Annotated in this window: 17 protein-coding genes; 10 read left to right on the forward strand and 7 right to left on the reverse strand. The window is 52.6% G+C overall.

Features of this window, described 5'->3' with window-relative positions; translation table 11 throughout:
- The first annotated feature begins 60 nt into the window (after positions 1-60).
- The gene (locus tag AUR64_RS01660) at positions 61-912 is read left to right on the forward strand and encodes an IS5 family transposase (protein ID WP_058580238.1); all 852 of its coding nucleotides are present in this window, start codon (positions 61-63) and stop codon (positions 910-912) included.
- 111 nt (positions 913-1023) lie between these two features.
- Positions 1024-2208 carry a cytochrome P450 gene (locus tag AUR64_RS01665; protein ID WP_071391188.1) on the forward strand — a complete coding sequence of 395 codons (1185 nt, stop codon included), beginning with the start codon at positions 1024-1026 and terminating at the stop codon, positions 2206-2208.
- A 327-nt stretch (positions 2209-2535) separates the two neighbouring features.
- On the opposite strand, the gene AUR64_RS01670 is transcribed toward AUR64_RS01665, so the two are convergent.
- Positions 2536-2808: a helix-turn-helix transcriptional regulator gene (locus AUR64_RS01670; protein WP_058580214.1), complete on the reverse strand. Its 273-nt coding sequence runs from the start codon at positions 2806-2808 to the stop codon at positions 2536-2538.
- Between the two features lie 278 nt (positions 2809-3086).
- Between AUR64_RS01670 and AUR64_RS01675 the strand changes: the two genes are divergently transcribed.
- From AUR64_RS01675 to AUR64_RS20360, 3 genes are all read left to right on the forward strand, one after another.
- Positions 3087-3725 (forward strand): hypothetical protein, encoded by a 639-nt coding sequence (locus AUR64_RS01675; protein WP_058580215.1) that lies wholly within the window; start codon positions 3087-3089, stop codon positions 3723-3725.
- A gap of 741 nt (positions 3726-4466) precedes the next feature.
- Positions 4467-8549 (forward strand): hypothetical protein, encoded by a 4083-nt coding sequence (locus AUR64_RS01680; protein ID WP_058580216.1) that lies wholly within the window; start codon positions 4467-4469, stop codon positions 8547-8549.
- A 216-nt stretch (positions 8550-8765) separates the two neighbouring features.
- The gene (locus tag AUR64_RS20360) at positions 8766-8954 is read left to right on the forward strand and encodes a hypothetical protein (RefSeq protein WP_155120451.1); all 189 of its coding nucleotides are present in this window, start codon (positions 8766-8768) and stop codon (positions 8952-8954) included.
- Between the two features lie 754 nt (positions 8955-9708).
- Here AUR64_RS20360 and AUR64_RS01690 read toward each other — a convergent pair.
- The 4 genes from AUR64_RS01690 to AUR64_RS20370 form a co-directional block, all read right to left on the reverse strand.
- Positions 9709-11772, reverse strand: a complete 2064-nt coding sequence (locus AUR64_RS01690; RefSeq protein WP_058580218.1) for an ATP-binding protein — start codon at positions 11770-11772, stop codon at positions 9709-9711.
- Positions 11773-11842: 70 nt separating this feature from the next.
- Positions 11843-12013, reverse strand: a complete 171-nt coding sequence (locus tag AUR64_RS21350; RefSeq protein WP_394326093.1) for a DUF6610 family protein — start codon at positions 12011-12013, stop codon at positions 11843-11845.
- 294 nt (positions 12014-12307) lie between these two features.
- On the reverse strand, positions 12308-12784 hold the full coding sequence (locus AUR64_RS20365) for a hypothetical protein (RefSeq protein ID WP_155120455.1): 477 nt from the start codon (positions 12782-12784) through the stop codon (positions 12308-12310).
- A 144-nt stretch (positions 12785-12928) separates the two neighbouring features.
- A complete protein-coding gene (locus AUR64_RS20370; protein ID WP_155120457.1) occupies positions 12929-13126 on the reverse strand; it encodes a hypothetical protein in 198 nt (65 codons plus the stop codon).
- Between the two features lie 201 nt (positions 13127-13327).
- On the opposite strand from AUR64_RS20370, the gene AUR64_RS01700 reads away from it, so the two are divergent.
- The 3 genes from AUR64_RS01700 (at position 13328) to AUR64_RS01715 (ending at position 15723) form a co-directional block, all read left to right on the forward strand.
- Entirely contained in the window at positions 13328-13549 is a 222-nt protein-coding gene (locus AUR64_RS01700) for a hypothetical protein (RefSeq protein ID WP_058580239.1), read from the forward strand.
- A 633-nt stretch (positions 13550-14182) separates the two neighbouring features.
- Complete coding sequence (locus AUR64_RS01710; RefSeq protein WP_058580221.1) at positions 14183-14611, forward strand: hypothetical protein; 429 nt, start codon at positions 14183-14185, stop codon at positions 14609-14611.
- 545 nt (positions 14612-15156) lie between these two features.
- A complete protein-coding gene (locus tag AUR64_RS01715) occupies positions 15157-15723 on the forward strand; it encodes a diadenylate cyclase (protein WP_058580222.1) in 567 nt (188 codons plus the stop codon).
- Between the two features lie 93 nt (positions 15724-15816).
- On the opposite strand, the gene AUR64_RS01720 is transcribed toward AUR64_RS01715, so the two are convergent.
- Entirely contained in the window at positions 15817-16218 is a 402-nt protein-coding gene (locus AUR64_RS01720) for a hypothetical protein (RefSeq protein WP_058580223.1), read from the reverse strand.
- Positions 16219-16350: 132 nt separating this feature from the next.
- Between AUR64_RS01720 and AUR64_RS01725 the strand changes: the two genes are divergently transcribed.
- Both AUR64_RS01725 and AUR64_RS01730 read left to right on the forward strand, forming a co-directional pair.
- On the forward strand, positions 16351-16539 hold the full coding sequence (locus AUR64_RS01725) for a hypothetical protein (protein WP_058580224.1): 189 nt from the start codon (positions 16351-16353) through the stop codon (positions 16537-16539).
- Positions 16540-16833, forward strand: coding sequence for a type II toxin-antitoxin system RelE family toxin (locus AUR64_RS01730; RefSeq protein ID WP_058580225.1), 294 nt, complete (start codon positions 16540-16542; stop codon positions 16831-16833).
- Positions 16834-16984: 151 nt separating this feature from the next.
- Here AUR64_RS01730 and AUR64_RS21005 read toward each other — a convergent pair whose 3' ends face one another.
- Entirely contained in the window at positions 16985-17416 is a 432-nt protein-coding gene (locus AUR64_RS21005; RefSeq protein WP_058580226.1) for a hypothetical protein, read from the reverse strand.
- Positions 17417-17841 lie beyond the last annotated feature (425 nt).

Raw genomic sequence — 17841 nt, forward strand, 5'->3', positions numbered from 1 at the left:
ATCGAGGGCCTTGTTGAAACCCTAGCTGGAAAACATAACGAGTGAGTAGCGTGAGGGATGATGGATGGTCTCCCAAAATCTCAACTTCTCCAGTTCACCGAACGTGCGATGGTGTTGGCTCGCCGTGCAGTAGCTCGGTTCTCGACACGCTATTCGCGGAAGCGGTTCACCCTCCGCCAGCACGTCGTTCTACTGTGCCTGAAAGTGAAGAAGACGACCACGTACCGCGATCTCGTTGATGAACTCATCGAGATGCCTCGCATTCGTCACGCCCTCAATCTCGATTCGATCCCCGCACCCTCGACACTCTGCAAGGCGTTCGACCGCTTGGAGATGGCCGTCTGGCGGGTTCTCCTGAACGTCTCGCTCACAGATTTGCCAGTCAACGGTATCACCGGTATCGATGCATCCGGGTTTGAACGAGCCCACACCTCAGCCCACTACACGAAGCGAACAAACCTCACCATACAGCAGTTGAAGACGACGCTATTGGTCGATACAGCGACCAACGCCGTGCTCGATATTCACGTAACGACGACACGAAAACACGATACGCAGATTGCTCCACAGGTAGTGGAACGGAACGCAGCGTCGATCTCGGTATTGACCGGAGACAAGGGATATGACGACCAGAAGCTCCGGCGGCTCGCCAGGGATCACGATATTCGGCCGCTCATCAAGCACCGGGAGTTTACCCCACTTCACAAAGCGTGGAATGCACGGCTGGACACCGATCTCTACCATCGGCGGAACATGAACGAGACAGTCAACGCGGCGATTAAACAGAAATTCGGGGCCTTTGTGCGGTCACGCCTCTGGTGGAAGCAGTTCCGCGAACTCGTCATCAAGTGCGTCGTTCACAATCTGGAGCGAAGCCTCGCTATTTCATACGAGGACGGCGAGTGTCCGTGATCCGAAAGGAACGGACTGCTGAATACAGAGGGTGCAGTCAGTGGTCGCTCAGATGGAGGCCCACTCTGTTATAAAAATTTTTGTCACCTAGTGCAGACAGAAGTATCCGCTATGGCCACTACACCGTTAGATGCGTTTCCGCCGGAACTATCGGATCCGACTGACCAACTTCGACCAGCTGACTTCTACTCCCGGATGCACGAGGCTGCGCCCATCCGCTGGGACGACACGCGTGGGTGCTGGGATGTATTCGGCTACGACGCCGTCCAGCAGGTCGCAGCTGACTACGAGCGGTTCTCTTCGCGGATGGACGCCAATCCTGACTATCTCGAATCGGACGGGCGGTCGCTGCTCCATGACTCGATGCTCCATGCCGATCCATCCCGTCACGACGAACTCCGCTCGGTCGTTAACCAGCTATTCCGACCATCGGAACTGGCTACTCTCCAATCGTTCATCCACCAGCGCACCGACGACTTACTCAACGCCGCTGTCACTGGCGAGTCCGGCGAAGCGAGGGCCACATTCGACCTCGTCCCGGAGGTTGCCTATCCACTAACGGTTCGGACGCTCACAAAACTGCTTGGCGTGCCACCCACAGACCGAGACGCGTTTCTCGAATGGACGAAATTCACGGACACCGCCCCCTACGAGGTGGACGATGCGGCAACCCGCCTGTCGTCTCTTCTCGATTATCTGGACGGGTTACTCGACGGTCGGCCACAGGACTCACAGGAGGAGTTTCTGTCAGCCGTCAGGAGTGCGGCGGGGCTCTCGCGGGCCGAACGCCGGAGCATTCTGAGTGTTATTCTACTCGGCGGGCTCTCGACGACACATCTCATCGACAACTCGGTCTGGTCGCTTACCGAGGTGGACGGCTTCGAGACAGTCCGGTCGGATCGGGACGCACTTATTGGCGCAATCGAGGAAACCCTCCGGTACCGTTCGCCCGTGCGGGCAGCGAGTCGATATGCGACGGCTACGACCGACGTCGGCGGTGCGACAGTCGAACCGGGTGACAAGCTCTGTCTCTGGTTCGCCGCGGCAAACCGCGATCCGACAGTCTTCGATACCCCCGGACAGTTTATACTCGATCGACGTCCCACGGATCACCTCGCGTTCGGACACGGGACCCACTTCTGTCTCGGCGCTAGCCTCGCCCGTCTTATCGCACGGACGGCTCTCGACGTGTTCTTTGAGCGATTCGAGGAGATCACGGTTCACTGCGACCAGGCCAAACCGACAGGCAGTATGCTCGTGTACGGTCCCTCAACGCTCCCCGTGACTGTCGCGTGATGGTGCTGAACTGCTCGCGGAGGTGCCAACCTGGGTTCCACGCGATGCCGGCCTACTCATCAGCGCTCCCGAGTTAAGCCCGTGACCGATATGCGCTGTGTATTCAGCACGGCTGCTGAAACCTATCACCGATTAAGGGTTTCAACAAGGCCAATCGTTCCCAAAGCCGCGATTTGTATGAGTATTCCCATCTCAATAGCCAGTTGACGTGTAGTATAGTTAAGACAAAAAAGTGGTCTAGTCTTTGCTGAGCTCACCCTCTATATTCAGCACGCCACTTCTGTCTGTTTTTGAGGATTTCAACGGAGCCCCTGAAAACTAATCTGCTTACAACTCGTCTGCCTGGAGTTCTCCGGCGAGAAACTGCTGACCTTTCTCTGTGATAATGTAGTGTTTGCTCTCCCCGGTAACGTGTTCAATCAGTCCATGGTCTTCGAGTGGATCGAGCGCTCGATAGACTGTGGCACGGGATGGGGCTGCAGTGAGTATTCGGTCGAGATTGAGCGCAATGGATTGACCGGGGAGAGCAATACCGGATTCGTCCAAGAGTTCTAAGATTGGGATGCTTGCTTTGTTCATCCACTGTGCCTGGTCACGCATTGAGCGCAGTCGTGGAGAGGACAGTATAGAAATACTGATTCTGTCAGCAGCGGGATACTAACTCAATCATAGTGAGAGCAATAGTATCAATACTTATTATTGGAGCCTACGTCCATACCGAATAGACCGTTCACTGGATCAGTTGGTTCTCTCAGAAAGGACCCGTGTTAGAGCACGGATCCGGTGCGGTCGTTTGAGGAATACCGCATGCCACAGAACACACCCCCTACGCAAAAAGCTCTCGTCGCACAACCACCCCTCACCCCGGAGGTCACCCAATGACTGACTCAGTCGAAGACCTCCGCTCGCGTCTCGACGATCTCGAAGACCGTGTCGACGATTTGGAAGACGAGAAATCGGACCTGGAAGACACGGTCGACGCGCAAGCCGAGACGATTGCCTCCCAGCGTGGCCAACTTAGAGCACAACGCGAGCGCCTCAGTGAATACGAAGAGCAACTCAGTGTGTCGAGTGACCACCGCAAACACCTCCAACAACGTGTCCACGCACTCGAAGACTCTCAAAGCACAGACTCGGATGAGACAAGTCAGAGTAAATCGCCACTGCAACAACTCATCAGCCTCCCCTCGAAGGCCGTCTCGAAACTCACCACCAACCAAGAGCGTGCTCGCTTCATCGCCAAAGACATCCGTGAGTACGCGAAGAAAGTCCCCGCCGGCTACGCTATCGACTCAGGCACGATTCGAAAAGTCCTGAAAGCGAAAGAAGACCGGACACCCCATACCCAGACGGTCACGCGTGTCATGGAGTTCTTGGATCGACTCGGAAAAGAAGACGTTCAGGTGGTCAAACGCCGTGGGACGAAGCGCGCCGTATTCACAGAACGTGCAGTGACTGAACTCAGTGGTACGTCGTCATCTGGTGGTATCACGGACGTTGTGATGAGGTGGCGCTAACGAGGCTGTGATTACAGCGGGCTAGTCACGTCGGGAGACGTCGTCCGCTGACACCAACGCTGTAGTAAGCCGTATTGTGAGCAGCAGCACTCGAGAAATCCTCTCTGTGGAGAGGAGTAGTAGACAGCAAAGGAACGAAATTTGGGTGGCTGTGCGAGTGAGGCTAATCACAACGAGTGTGATAGCTGGGTCACCCCCAAACCACCTCGTTATTCATTCCAGTACGATCTGGCAGGTGCCCCCAAAAGCTATCGACATTATAAGAGTCTAAACTAAATCGTGATTTCAATTTTGACAAGCCCTATGAGTGCCGAGGCCAGCTTTCTATCCATAGGTTTCCGAGGAGAAGTGAACGAACGTCATAGAATCACGTCTGCCACCCTCTGAGAGAGGACAGTCGTAATCAAAAGGCGAATGGAGTATACTCTGAGGTGCCACATAGGTCTCATTACTTTGAATGTCTCGCTGAATGGATACTAGATCCGCTTGATCCGCGTTGAACCGTTTATGAAACGCGGCGTCCGGACAAGGAATAAACAGTCGAGAGCAACGCTCTGCCGTTCTTTTTTGATTTTTTCTTTCGTTTGTGATTTTCAGCCGAAACTCATCATATGATAATTAAATGTTTAGCCCGCCGCCGAGGATTCAGCCCACGTTGAGGCGTCTACGACAATGCTACGAGAGATCTATAGTCGCGTCTGGGGAAAGACTCTAAAGTTGTTCTCTTCAACTTCTGACTCAATGGGAAGCGGAGATCCTGAACCGGGACAATACGTCTCACGTCCGGAAATCGAGGAACAGCTATTCGCATTCATCGATGACGAAGCAGACCTGCTCCATATCGCTGGGGAGCCGGGCGTAGGAAAGACATGGACGATAGAGAAGATTGACCGGGCGTACAGCGGTAGCAAGGATGTTGAAATCGCTTCTATCGGAGGCCATCTCGATGTGGAAGACTTCTATCGCAATATCTATCGAAGCATCCTCGCCAACCTGCCCGAAGACAAGAAAGAGGAAGGTAGGCGACTAACCGGCATCGGCGTAGCTCCAATTGGTAGTATTTCATGGGATGCAGAATCAGCCGACGCACCTCAAGTACAGTTCAAGTATCGAGACGTACTCGAAGGAGTCGCCGAACTCTACCCCGAAGATCAGCACCTTCTGCTCTGTATCGACGACATCCACAAACTCAGCATCGAAGAGGACGCGATTAGGGATGCTATCCTAGAGGCAGCCGACCTACTAACAGAAAACATCACTCTGATTACTGCCGGACAGCTCTCGTTCGACCGATTAGACACCGAAGTTAGCATCTCCACCTTCACGGAGCAACAGACCAAATCTCTGCTTCAGGACGAGTTCAAGCATCTCTCTGAAGAGGAGGCAGCGGAGATACACCAGGAATTGGGCGGCCATCCGCTCTACATCGGATTACTCATCGAAGCCAACGACCCCGACAAGATACCGGAAATACCGAAGGGAGAGGTGTACGATGAGATCCAGCAGCGGTATCTCCACTCGCTTTCAACCGATGAACAACGATTCCTCCGACTCACATCTCCACTCACCGAACTCAATGAACGCCTCTGTACCGCGATCATTCCCGACGACGAACCGTTCGACAGCGTCAGCATCGACCGCCTACTCCGAGGACTCAACGAACGAGTAATTACCCAAGACCTCGGATGGAACGAAAACAGTATCAAATCCTACCGGATTCACGACACCTTCCGCGAATTCCTCCAGCAACGGTTCGACCCGTCGAAGGAAGCACAGGTTCATCGAAACGCATTCCGATACTACAGCGAGCGAATCCGCTCACTCCTCAACACCAGCGATGTCGATCTAAACACGGAAGTTGATCTCGTCTTCTCCTGCCTCAATCACTTCTCAAAAGATATCGACCTCGAAGAACATCAGGAACTCCGCCAGCTCATCAAATCTGGATTCGACCAAGACGGACTATCGTACTACCCTGCATCCCTTCTGACAGAGGAACTCCAGACATGGCGCACCGAGGAACTACCCGACGACACCGTTAACGCGCAAATCAGCACGCTCGATCAACGTGAAGAAATTGCAAGGGCCTTCTATGACGAGAACACACACCCGAGCTGGGGTGAAGAACTCCTCCACCGAGATCTATTCAACGAGCCGGACGGCTATCTCCTCGGATATCAAAACCAGATTGTCAACGACCAACCCGACTTCATCCTCCGAGTCATCCAATCCACCACAACAGAAAGCCCCAATACGCGACGATTCTTCGTCAACATCGCCACAGAACTACCCCCGGAAACAGCTGCAAAAACCACGTCAATTGTCGCAGACTGGATTCGCACAACCGGGGACGCACATGCTTTCGAATACCAGGGCCTCCAGCTGGTCGAATATCTGTGTGACCACGGTAAAACCGAGGCTGCGCTCGAAGTCCTCGAAGCAATCCTCCACCCAAAGCAGCGAGATATCGAGGAGGAACGACAGCAGGAACGCCGATTTGAACGATACAGCACCATCGAAACCCTCGACGATACCTTCGACCAGTTCGTTACGGAAGCCGGCGAGGACTTCATCCAAGTGCTTGAGGACACCCTCCGAGAGACACTCCAGTCAGAACAGGACGAAGAAGGGACGGTTCACCACGAATCAGTTGCCAACCGAAAGCCGATCAAGGACCTCGATTACGACGAAACTAACAGGGGCAAACGGAAGCACATCATCTATACCTACCTCTCACGCGCCGCCACCCACTGGGTAGACGAGAACCCAACCGACGCAGACCGGAAACAGCTGATTCAGAACTATCTGGATGACGAAAATCCGAATTTCCGACGACTCGGACTCTTCCTACTGAGCAAGCATCCTAAAGCCATCACCGACCGTATCAGGTCGGAGCTTCTCGAAGAAGAAAACTACCATCAAGGGGATGTCCAGTTCGAGTTCTATCGACTGCTCGAAAACGGCTTCCAGCACCTGTCTGCGGATGATCAGGAACAAATCTGCCAGTTGATTCGCAACGGACCTCCGGACAGCGAAGGAGTGGAACAACGAGCAGAATATTTCGCCGAACAAAGTGGAGAACCCGTCGAAAAAGTCAAACAGCGGATTATCGAGAAGTGGCACCGGAATCGGCTCTACCTAATCGAAAACCACCTCCCCCAGAAGCATCACGAGTATCTGGACGACAGCCTCGACAAACACGGCCCACCAGAACGCCTACCGACAGAGGCGTATACTCCAGATGTCCGCGGGGGAATGGTCGCACAGAAAAAACCTGACGAACTCAACCAGATACCCGGCGACTCGGCTGTAGAAGTCCTCAAGTTCTTAGCCGAATGGGAACCCTCCCGAGAGGAGAAATGGGAACCACGGGGCGAAGGCGGTCTCGAAGAGGTCAGCTATCACGGTGTCTCGGACGAACTTGAAGACCGCATCCAGGAACATCCACAGGAATATGCGGCCGAAATCACGCTCCTGAAAGACGCCAAACCACAGTACGCCGACATCGCTCTCCGCGCATTTCGAGACGCTCTCGATGACGACCGAACCTTCCCTTGGAGTCCTGTACTGGAGCTATGTGAGTATATCGCAGAGCATCCTGAAGGATGGAGTGACCGCTGCCGATTCGACATAGCAACCCTGACATATAATGCGACAGTCTCAGACGTAACCGACTTCCCAGCCGGCCACGTAGACCGCACTAAGCAGTTACTCCTGAACTTGGTCGTTGAGATAGACATCAACCCTGACGACCAGCCCCGGAGCTGGATCGGTGGCGTCGGAACAACTCAGGAAGAAGTACGGGGGCGAGCCGTTGAAGCAATAGTAATGCTCGCCGTGTGGCAGCACGACGAGGAAGACAAGTCTACGTTGGACGGGGAAATCAGGGAGGCCATCCGGACGAAACTCAGCTCTGATACCGACTTAGAAGTTCGGACGGCTCTGGGCCGTCAGTTTGGCAACCTCTGGGCCTTAGACGAAGAACTGGTTAAAGAAGGCCTCGATGATCTGTTCCCGACCGGTGACAGTCTGGATGCGAAACAACGGTTTTCCAGAGCGGTCAATGGCTATCTATCCCGGCACGGATGCCACGCACCCGCGTACAATCTCATTCGACCATACTACATCCATGCCGTCAGCCTCGTGACCGAAGAAGACTCCGAGCAAGAGTTCGTCAACGCAGATGGTCTTGCCGGCCACATCGGAGCCTCGTATATCTTCCAAAACGAAGCCTTAGACGATGATGACAGCCTGATCAGGCGATATTATAAACAGAGTTCGCCTGAACTAGCCGCGAAAATCGCTGATGCAATCTCACGTACAATCGAAAATGGAGACGCACTGGATGGCGAATGGGAGCAGGTTAGTCTGCTCTGGAGATGGAGACTCCAACAGGTCGAACAGGACATCCAGAGTCCCGAAGAGGACGAAGACTATCGGCGTGAATTCCACCGTTTCTTCGACTGCCTGAAAAACACCGATGAGGCAGGGCTTCCTGAAGAACAGGAGCTACTTGAACGCTCCGTCCGGTTCATCATCCACGACTCGTTCGGCGTCCGTTCCTTGGAGGAATGGTTGGCCGACCAGTCCAACGAGCACCCTCAAGAAGCAATCACGGTGTACGAGCAGGTTATCGAACCCTCGTCCCCCGCGAAATGGCCGGAAATAGTTCGGTCGAGTCAGGACGAATACCGCGAGCAACTGTACACAAACGCCGTCGAACACAATAATTCAGCAAGTAAAACCGCGGTCAGGATAGCAAACCAGTTCGCAGCGCAGAGCCAAGAGTATGATCGAGACTTCCTTGACGACCAACTTCGATAATGAAGGCTACAGGACAATTCAGCAGCGGCACGACGAAACGGGAACCGATGGACATCCTCGTTGAACGGTTTCTGAACTCGCCGGGGTTTAAAATCTTCATTCGGGTTGGACTAGTCGCAGAATGGCTGTCGCTCTGAAAGCAAGGGTCTCCAAGATGAGTGTGATTCGGTTTCCCGAATAGAAGGGTTTGCTGTGCGATTAGGCCTGCTCTGCGTCGTGAACCGGCAGGCAAGTAAGAACCTCCGGGTCGCAGTCGAACGGACTCGGGCGTTCGTCAACGAAGGCCCGCACGAATCCAGCCTTTCCCGGTTCGATCATCACCTCAGAATCCGCGTGAACCGTCTCACCGCCTTCGTTCTCGTAACTCCTGGGGACGAGTACGGGAACACCCTCCTCGAGTCTTGAGCCGCGTATTAACGCACATGCTCGAGGCAAAGGCTCTGAATTCTGCAGAGTGTTTCCACCGAAGGAGTTGCGAGGGCTGTGATGGTATGCGTCGAAAAAGGAAGCACGATTAGCTGAGCAATCGAAAGCTGCTGAGATACGGAAGCAAGTAGAAAACGGGTACGTTTTCCAATTCTAAGGAACGTTCAGAGATGAATCATTAAGACCGCTCCGTTTCTCACACTTGTCTATGCTTTCCCTGCTTGGTCTCACGCTCAACACACTCGGTGCCTTTCTCTGTCTTGGTCCCAGATATCCCACGCCTCTATCGGCTCGCACACAAGTTTCCGTTTCTAAAAACGATTGAACAGGGAGAGAAGCAACTCTACTATGAAAGGGAGATTACGGAGGACGAGCCCGGATTAAAGCACATATCAGAAGCTTGCTTCTCAGCAGCGACACCGTTTTCCAGATACGGCCCGCCTCGATAATCTCGACAATATGCCGGTACACGCACGCCTCGGTGACGAAACAATGACGATTGATGGGTTTGGATACACTGTCAAACGCATAATAACGGGAGGAGACCATTTCTGATATGACGTATACCTTCGAATTGAGTTCTCAAGCAATTCAGACGCTTCAACAGCGGTCTTCAGAAACGGGTATTCCGGTTCACAATCCGTAGGTGAGCCTAGAAACGGCACAAGGTGCGTTCTCGAGAGCGTTGAGAAGTACAAGCAGCGGCTCGTGCGGATTTGCAAGAGAGAGCTCGTCAGTCCGCGTCCGGTTCTTCGATCTCGAATTTCTCAGCAGACTCCTCTGCATTGATGATTGGGTCAGTAATACCCTGCTCGTACTGTTTTCGTTCCTCCAGTTGCTCGAGATACAGCGACTTCACCGTTTCAAACGCCTCCGAGTCTGATGATTGACTGCGGAAATACGCGGTGAACAAACTGTACCAGAACATGGCGAACACGGGGTTCTCAGCCTCCTCCAATATTTCACCGCCTTGATGCGCAATCTCCTCTAGCAACCCCGAATTGAGAAGCAGTTTATAATGCACATTATCAAACGTTTCCTGCCCGATATCTAACATCTGGTCGCGAAGATTATAGAAATCCAAACTACTGCTTAAACTGTTTTGGAGCTCTTCGCCCACCGTCTCAGCATACTGTTGGACCAAATTTTCAAACTCATTGCCAAGTTCACTGTCGAGAAGAATGACCTTCAGGCGACTCCGGAAGCGAAACAGAATCTTAGGTGTTATCCCGTACACTTCAACAACGTTTCGCAGATATTCACGGTGTACTTTGCTTTGGTACGGTTCCTCAATGAGGAAGAAACGGAGACAATGTATCCTCAAACGCTGGAACCGCTTTGCATGCTCCTCACTTAGGTCTGTCGTGCTCACAGACTGAAATTCAACCGGGAGATCGTCGATACTACCTTCGATTTGGACGTCTTCGAGAGTAAGCGGCTTCTCGTTGAACTGGCTGAGTGCCCACTCAAGAATTCCCGTGATTAGCTGTGCTTGATGCTCGTTTTCAACTGTACTTATTACCCAGTCTGTAAGGGAAGTGAGTTCCTGCTGCCAGAGATCCACAATTTCGGTAGGGATAATGCCAAACCCAGAATACATCATCACAATCCCTCGCTCTGGGTATGTAATATCCAGTCGGTCGATTTCTTCAATAAATGTCTCTGCATCCGGCTCATCGCCATGGAGCTCCTTCAAATGGTATCCCGCATGGATTGAGTGGGGAAGAGAGTGAATTAGAGCGTCCTCGTTGCTACCAGTGAGTTTCGAGAGTTGTTCCTGAATGTGGTATTGGAAGGCGGTTCGGTGGACTTCGATCTCGTTCTGGTGTTTACGGACAAGGAACTCTCGGAAGTGATGGTGGATTTTGTAGATGTTGTCGCCATTGTCAGTGCGATATACTTGCTGGACGATTACTCGCCGGTTGAGCTCACGGAGAATTTGGTCGGCTTCGATCGGTGAGAGGTCCTCAATAATGCCGCTACATGTGCGCTCATTGAGTTCGGGGAGGGGTGCGACTTGGCGAAGAAACCGTTCCATGTCCCGGGGGAGACCGTCGATGTATCGTTCCTCGATAGTGTCGAAGACAGCTCCTTCAGGGAGGTGAAGATCGTTTTCGTTGTCGGATGCTTCGGTGAGGAGGCTCAGAAAGAGAGGGTGGCCTTCGACTACTGCGTAAACGTTTTTGACAGTGTCCTCAGAAACTGACCCAAAATGGTGTTCGAGGAAGAACCGAGTTTCATCAATAGTGTACAAGTTGAGATGCACTTCTTCGACATTTCTCGCTCCGGAAAGTTGGTTGATGGAGATTTGACCGGCCGTGATGAGGTGAACGTGTTCGCCCAGGGCATCTGAGAGTTCACAAATGATGCCTCGGACGATGTTTTCGTCGTCTGCGATTTTGTGGATATTGTCGACGCAGAGGATGAGTGGGTTACCGGACCAGTCTCTGGTGAGGTCTTCGAGTTTGTGCGGGTCTCGGACTCGGTCGTCGACGCCTATTCCACCGCTGACCGGTCCGATTCCTCCGGAGAGAGTGGTGAGTTGGTTGGGTTTTGAGTCGCGTTCGTTCGCGGCTCGACGAGCGAGGTGGAGGAGGTCGCGGTGGAGGTCTTCGGGGGAGTGATGAATGCGGACGTTTTTCTGTTCGATGGCGAAGTCTTCGGAGAGGCGCTCTTGGAGGGCTTCGAGGAATTCTGTTTTGCCGATGCCTGGTTGACCCGAAATGTGGATGTCTTTTCCGCCGTCTACGATTTTACTGTGTGCGCGGTCTAGGCGGTCGGTTCGGACCAATACCATTTCAAAGTGTTATTTCACTCGTATAGAATATATCTACCGAATGAATTGAAGATAATTCAAGAGAGTGGTGCTAGTGCGTTGGCCACAGATTGTGGTGGTACCAGAAGTGTTTGATACCATGTACGGAGTGTTCGATGGTGACTGTGATGGGGAGGTCGTCAGCCCGATAGTAGCCGTGACGCGTCCAGTATTCCCTATAGTACGCAGCTTTCATGAAGAAATTGCCGTCGATGCCTACGATGTTCGCAGGTCCGAGTGCGTCGAGGCGTGGTTAGGTGAGTTCCTCAATAACGTCGAGGAGGGTGTCCAGGGCATTGCGGCATTTGGACGGTCTGAATTGACTCAGGGTCAATACAATACTGCCTTTCACGCTGCGAATAACACCCAATGACCCCTTCACACCAACTCCAACCGTACTACTCCGTTCTACAGCCGATAGACCCGCGGCTACCAGAGACTTCCATACACACCACAACACAACTGAACTAGCACTCAGTCAAAGGGCGGTGGGACTCGGACGTGGAAAATACCCATCTTAGACTCTCCGACCCCCGAGTGCGTTATTCGCGGCGTGAATCAGTGTCTCATCGTTCACAGCGTCTAAATCCACGAGGACACGATTCGACCGACTGTCACTCGTCTCGTATGTGAAGCCCTCAAGTTCACCAGCGAGTTCCATAAGGTCATAGCAATGTCCTGGAGAGGGATGGCCATCGAAGAGCCATTTGACGGCCTTGTATTCCATACGGGATTTTCCAGTCTGTTGTTTTACTGCATCTTCGACGAGGTGTTTGCGGATACGGTGGATTTTCTGTGACCGTGAGAGTGTCTCGTACGGAATTGACTCAGGGTCTGGGGCAACGAGTTGTTCGAGGACAGCGACTCGCTCCTTGAGTCGTTCATTCTGAGCTTCTAACTCTGTGAGTTGGTCGAAGGCGGCGACTCGTGCTCGATTCAACGCCTCGAAACGGGCTTCTAAATCTCTGAGTTGCGTCTGTAGTGACTCACTCATCACTGACGCTCCGTGCTTCGTCTCGCGTTGATGCTGACTCTCTCTGAGTCTGGGTGAGAAATGGCTGGCAGTCGTGCTCTTGGATGCGTTCTGGGAGGCCGATCGCGCCGCAGACTTCACACTCAGAAAGCTCTGACCCCAAACTCATACAAACGAACACCCAACGTCGTGGAAGACAGAGACTGATTCGAGTGCGGTGCGGTCTGCCGCCTCCGCATCACAGCACGAACAGCGGAAGTACGGTTCGCCGCCTTGGGCGTATGGTTCTCGGAAGGGGCCGTCGATAGTCGGTACTGTTTCGGTGCCGGTGGATTGAAGACCGGCGGATTCGGATTTACTCATGGTTCTTGGCAAGTCGAGAACCCAGGTACGGTGTTCCAAGCACCGTGCCGCGTTTCTACGGCATTCCTGCGTTCTCTACTCCAGAGTATACGCCCCACAAACATATAAGTTAGTCATATGCGCAACGTTGCTTATATGCGCAACTTTATGTCGTTATGCATTCTCGTAACTACTGTAATGTCTCAGGTACAACCGGCGTGTATGACCCGCTCTCGCGGCCTAATCACGTTCGGCGAACGCGCTCGGATTTCTGGCGAAGAAGACGTAGAAGACTCGAAGAGGTATCAAGCGGTCTCCCGAGTCCGCCGCCGGATCAACGAGGAGCTAACAGAGGAGGTTGAACTATTGGAAGAGCACCACCCAGAACTGCTCGAAGAACTCCGGGATGTAGTCTGTGAAGGCGATGCAGACACATCCGACTGAATGCTGTAAAAGAAGAGAATCAATCGTTTGTAAGGTTGTTAACCAACAGTCTCTGTATGGGTTCTGCTGTTGGTTAATGTCGAATGGTCTGTTTAGAGTCTATAACGTCGTTATCGAACTTAGTCCCGATGAGTAGTCACCTGTCGCAGCAGTGCTACCGAATTCTCACACCACCAAGATACAGGCCGTTGAGGAGAGCAACTGACCCAATTATTGTATAGACGAATCCTGACTCGAATGAGATACTGAGCAGGGACCAGGATAGCAGCTGGATTCCGATGAATGCGAGGAAAAATCTTAGCAGCCCCACAACCCGTTTGTCGCACTGTGGCATATCCACGGCTGAAGAATGGAAATCGACGAGAGCGTTCGTAGAGCACACGAGAAACTTGCTCTCCTCAGCGCCGAGTCTTAGCTTACATTCGTGATTTTCGTCGACGAGTGCTGGTTACGACGACGTTGGCGACGAGGCGGGTCCGGGGATAGCCCCCGGAACCAGACGCCCTCAAAGGTGTGAAGTAGCGATGGCACACTTGCGTGTGCGAGGAAATATTTGTTTACCGATGATAAATCAGTGCTGGCCGACTTAGCAGACGATGATTCTTTATTCGTAACCGAATTACTGCCTAGGATATGGAGCAGACAGTCGAAGAACTCTCTGAACAGTTGTCGGATGCAGAGTCGAGCGAGAAGCCTCAGTTACTCGTCGAGGCGCTCAAGCAAGCGTTGGGTGAGAGTCTTCGTACCGTTGCATATGGCGATTTCAGACAGCGGGAATACAACATTTTGTACGCCGACCCGGCGACTTTCGAGCAGTATTCGCCTGAAGACATCGAAGAGATAGCCGACGATGTCAAACTCGAAGAGATGGCTGCTAAACGGCAGTCTGATCTCTACGATCCACTTGGTGACTTGGAGATGACGATCCGTGTGTTCGGTGATGGTATCAACGTGATCGCCCGGGCGACTGGGGAAGGTTCTACGATTTACATCGGAATTGACGGCGAAAAGGCAAACTTGTTCCCCGTGATGGAACTGCTCGAAGCCTATACTAAGTCCTAAGATTTCTCATAAGGAGGAGTCCGACCGATAGGAGTATCTCGCCGGTTTGTTACTCCATATTTTGAGTGATTCACAGCAGAGATCGGTTGAGAAATTACTTATACGAATCTGTTGCCCTATCTCTTGGTCATCAACGCGGTTACTCGCTCAACCGCCACGCACGAAAGGGGGAGTGTTGAGAGACGGCCTGCAAGCTCCAGTCTCACTCCCGCGTTGACGACCTGGTGCCTCTGACAAGGGACTCCACGTCCCTGTTTGTTGTATAGACGAAAGCATAATTAATGTTTGGTAGTCAATATCACACCTATCGCTCGAACGTGATATAGTCAAATCTGGTGCGGGAGGTCGGTCTATTCGTGGACTCCTGAGACATATTCTATGAGAATCTTTACACTTTTACGCGACCTCTACTTCATTTGGCCAACACTCAGCCCACGCGTTGGCGGAGTAGATTTGTGAGAATACGATGATGAAATCTCACTCGAAGAAGCCTGTTATCGAATTTCAGGTTCGATCTTTATACGCGTCGTCAAGGGGTACTAGGTATGACCTCGAGAGATCCACTGGACATCGAGTTTCTTGCACACGAACGCGTACAGCGGTTAATCGACGTTGTGCGATTCTGTATCGAAGAAATTAGTCTGGCATTCGATCAGTGGGACGACACACACGTCACTGGACCTGGCCTTTACTTTGCGATTGTATCGGGTCACTCCGTTCGACACTACGCAGATGAGATGGGCGACAATTACTGGCCAGTCGACATTTCTCACGAAGTCCTCGAAGACGTCGATAGTTTCTACGACGCAGCAAGCGAAGTCGCCATGTTACGAGACGGTGCAGTGGTGATTAGCGTTGATGGAGTAATCCAGAAACAGATGGTTCGGTTCCTTGACTACACTCCCGACGATCTTCCTCAGGGTGAATACGCCGTAGAGTATGAGGACTGGATGGGTTCGCGTCACATGAGCGCAGCCGATGCATCTGCTCGGCCTGAAGTGGTGACAACGATAACGCTCAGCGAGGAAACAGGCCGTCTAACTCTTTTTGAGGGAGGAAGGCATGTCACGACACCGTACGAAGAAATCCGTGACGAACAGGCGAACGAGTGAACACGTTACGTTTCTACAAGGAGAGAACGCGCCGTTTGCGCCAGAGAGGATGTCTCTCTGGACGAATCCACTTAGAAACGATTTTGACGAAATCTAGTCAGTCGACTGTTCTTCAATGTCTGTGAGCATATCGCGGTAGGCGTCGAACTGTTCGTGTTCTACCGCTGTAGTCGCGAGGAGGGTTTTGAGGTAGCCCCATCGAGCCAGTGAGACTCCACCAGGTTCCACCAGAGCCCAGAGTGGAATCGGTGGTGGGTGGTGACCTTTGTCGCCGGGTGAATAGTCGACGACTGTGAGTTCGCTTGCGTCTGCGCTGAGGATACCGTTCAATTCAGCAATTGAAAGCAGTACCACTGCTTCTTCCCAGCCGTCCGTTTTCGGCTCAATACCATCAACCTCACAGTTCTCACATCGGGCAGCGTCCAGCATCCACCCCTCGGGAGGATTGGTGAGCGCCTCTATATTCGACAAATCATAGACGCTTACAACAATCATACATCACTGGATCCTCGAGTGGAATTTAAACCTCGCAGAAGTCACAGTGAAACGGATCAGTACGGCCGACTTGCTCGCCATGGATGCTCGTAGTAACTCTTAACAGGATGGACAACGTTGACAATATTGTCAATGAGTTCCGAACACCGAATTCCGCTTAGTGAGGAACGACGCAACGAACTACGAGACCTCAAAGAAGGTGGGCAATCGTACGACGACCTGCTTGCGGAGATGGTTCAACACGAAAAAGAGCGCCGTCTATCGGAGATGTTCGACCGTTCGCTTGAAGAAGACGAATTCGTCCCCCTTGAGGACGTATAAATGGGCGATAGCTACCAAGTTCTACTTGGTGAACAACCACGCACGTTTCTTGCTGCCGCCGACGAGAAGACTGAGCGTATCGTCCGCGAGAACCTTGCAAAACTCGGCGACGACCCCTACCCACGGCCCGGTTCAAGAAGTGGCGACAAAGAGAAACTCCCGATTGATGGTAAGGAACGGTACCGACTACATATTGGTCGGTCCTACACGGCGTTTTACGCAATCGAGGGTGAAGCTGTGAAGATCGTGGAAATTCTCGATATCGACACTGCACACAAACGTTACGGCTGGTAGTTCGACAAAGACAGGTAATCGGTGAGGAATCGCGTTGGATGTGCATGCCTGGTCAAAATGGTTTTCAGATGGTTTCTTTTCCATATCCTTGGACCTCCGACGGTAGACGTCGAACTGTTTGTGTTCTACGACACATTGCTAAGAAAGCGAGCTACACCATCGGTGCTACCTTCTGATAGAGACGGTATCCACCACGGATCAAAAGGAGTAGCCAGACAGCACAGAGAAGTAGGAGGCCTAGCTGTAACGCCGAAACCAATCCGATCATCTCGATATAGGGGGCGAGAAACCCAAGGACACAAACTACCAGACCAAGTCCGAGAGCCAGTTTGTGCGTACGACGACTTTCAGGTTCGCGTGTGCCGAGGGCAATAATGACTGCGAGTGGAAGGAGTGTGAGCCATCGAATTAAGAAATGCAGTGGGATGGCGAAGAATCCCCCGTGACCGGTCCATCCAGTCCTCAGTAGGAACCGTTCATCGCCATCTTCGATAATCAGGTATGCTTCCTCAGGAGACAGGAGCGTTCCGTATGTGAATTCGTTCGGGAGGTCGTCCTGTGAATACGTATCGCAGACGAGCATGAAGTCGCGACATACATCGGGGATGTGTCGACGGATATCACTGGATAGGGGTTCGGTGGCTCTAGTTCGGTGGCTCTAGTTCGGTCGAAAAGTTCCTGGGCTGTCGGTGAAAGCTCCTCATACTGGTAGACATCGGGGCTGTATTCGCTGGTGTAGTCTTCGTATAGTGCGGTAGATTCTGGTATCACCGTATGTGCGTACTTCGGCGAGTCGTTGCTCGTCACGTATGGAGAGGCGAGGGTTCCTGGATAAAACGTGAGTCCCAAGAGAAGTGTGAGCGACGAAGAATACGAGAAACTGAGCGAAGTAAAAGAGGCACACGGGCTGACGTGGCGTGGACTCGTCATTCAGGGTGCGAAAGCACTGGACACCGAGGGGCCGCTGTAACTCAAGGAGTAACGTGTACGAACGCGATTCCTCCCCGC

The sequence above is a fragment of the Haloprofundus marisrubri genome (genome assembly GCF_001469955.1).
Taxonomy (GTDB): Archaea; Halobacteriota; Halobacteria; order Halobacteriales; family Haloferacaceae; genus Haloprofundus; species Haloprofundus marisrubri.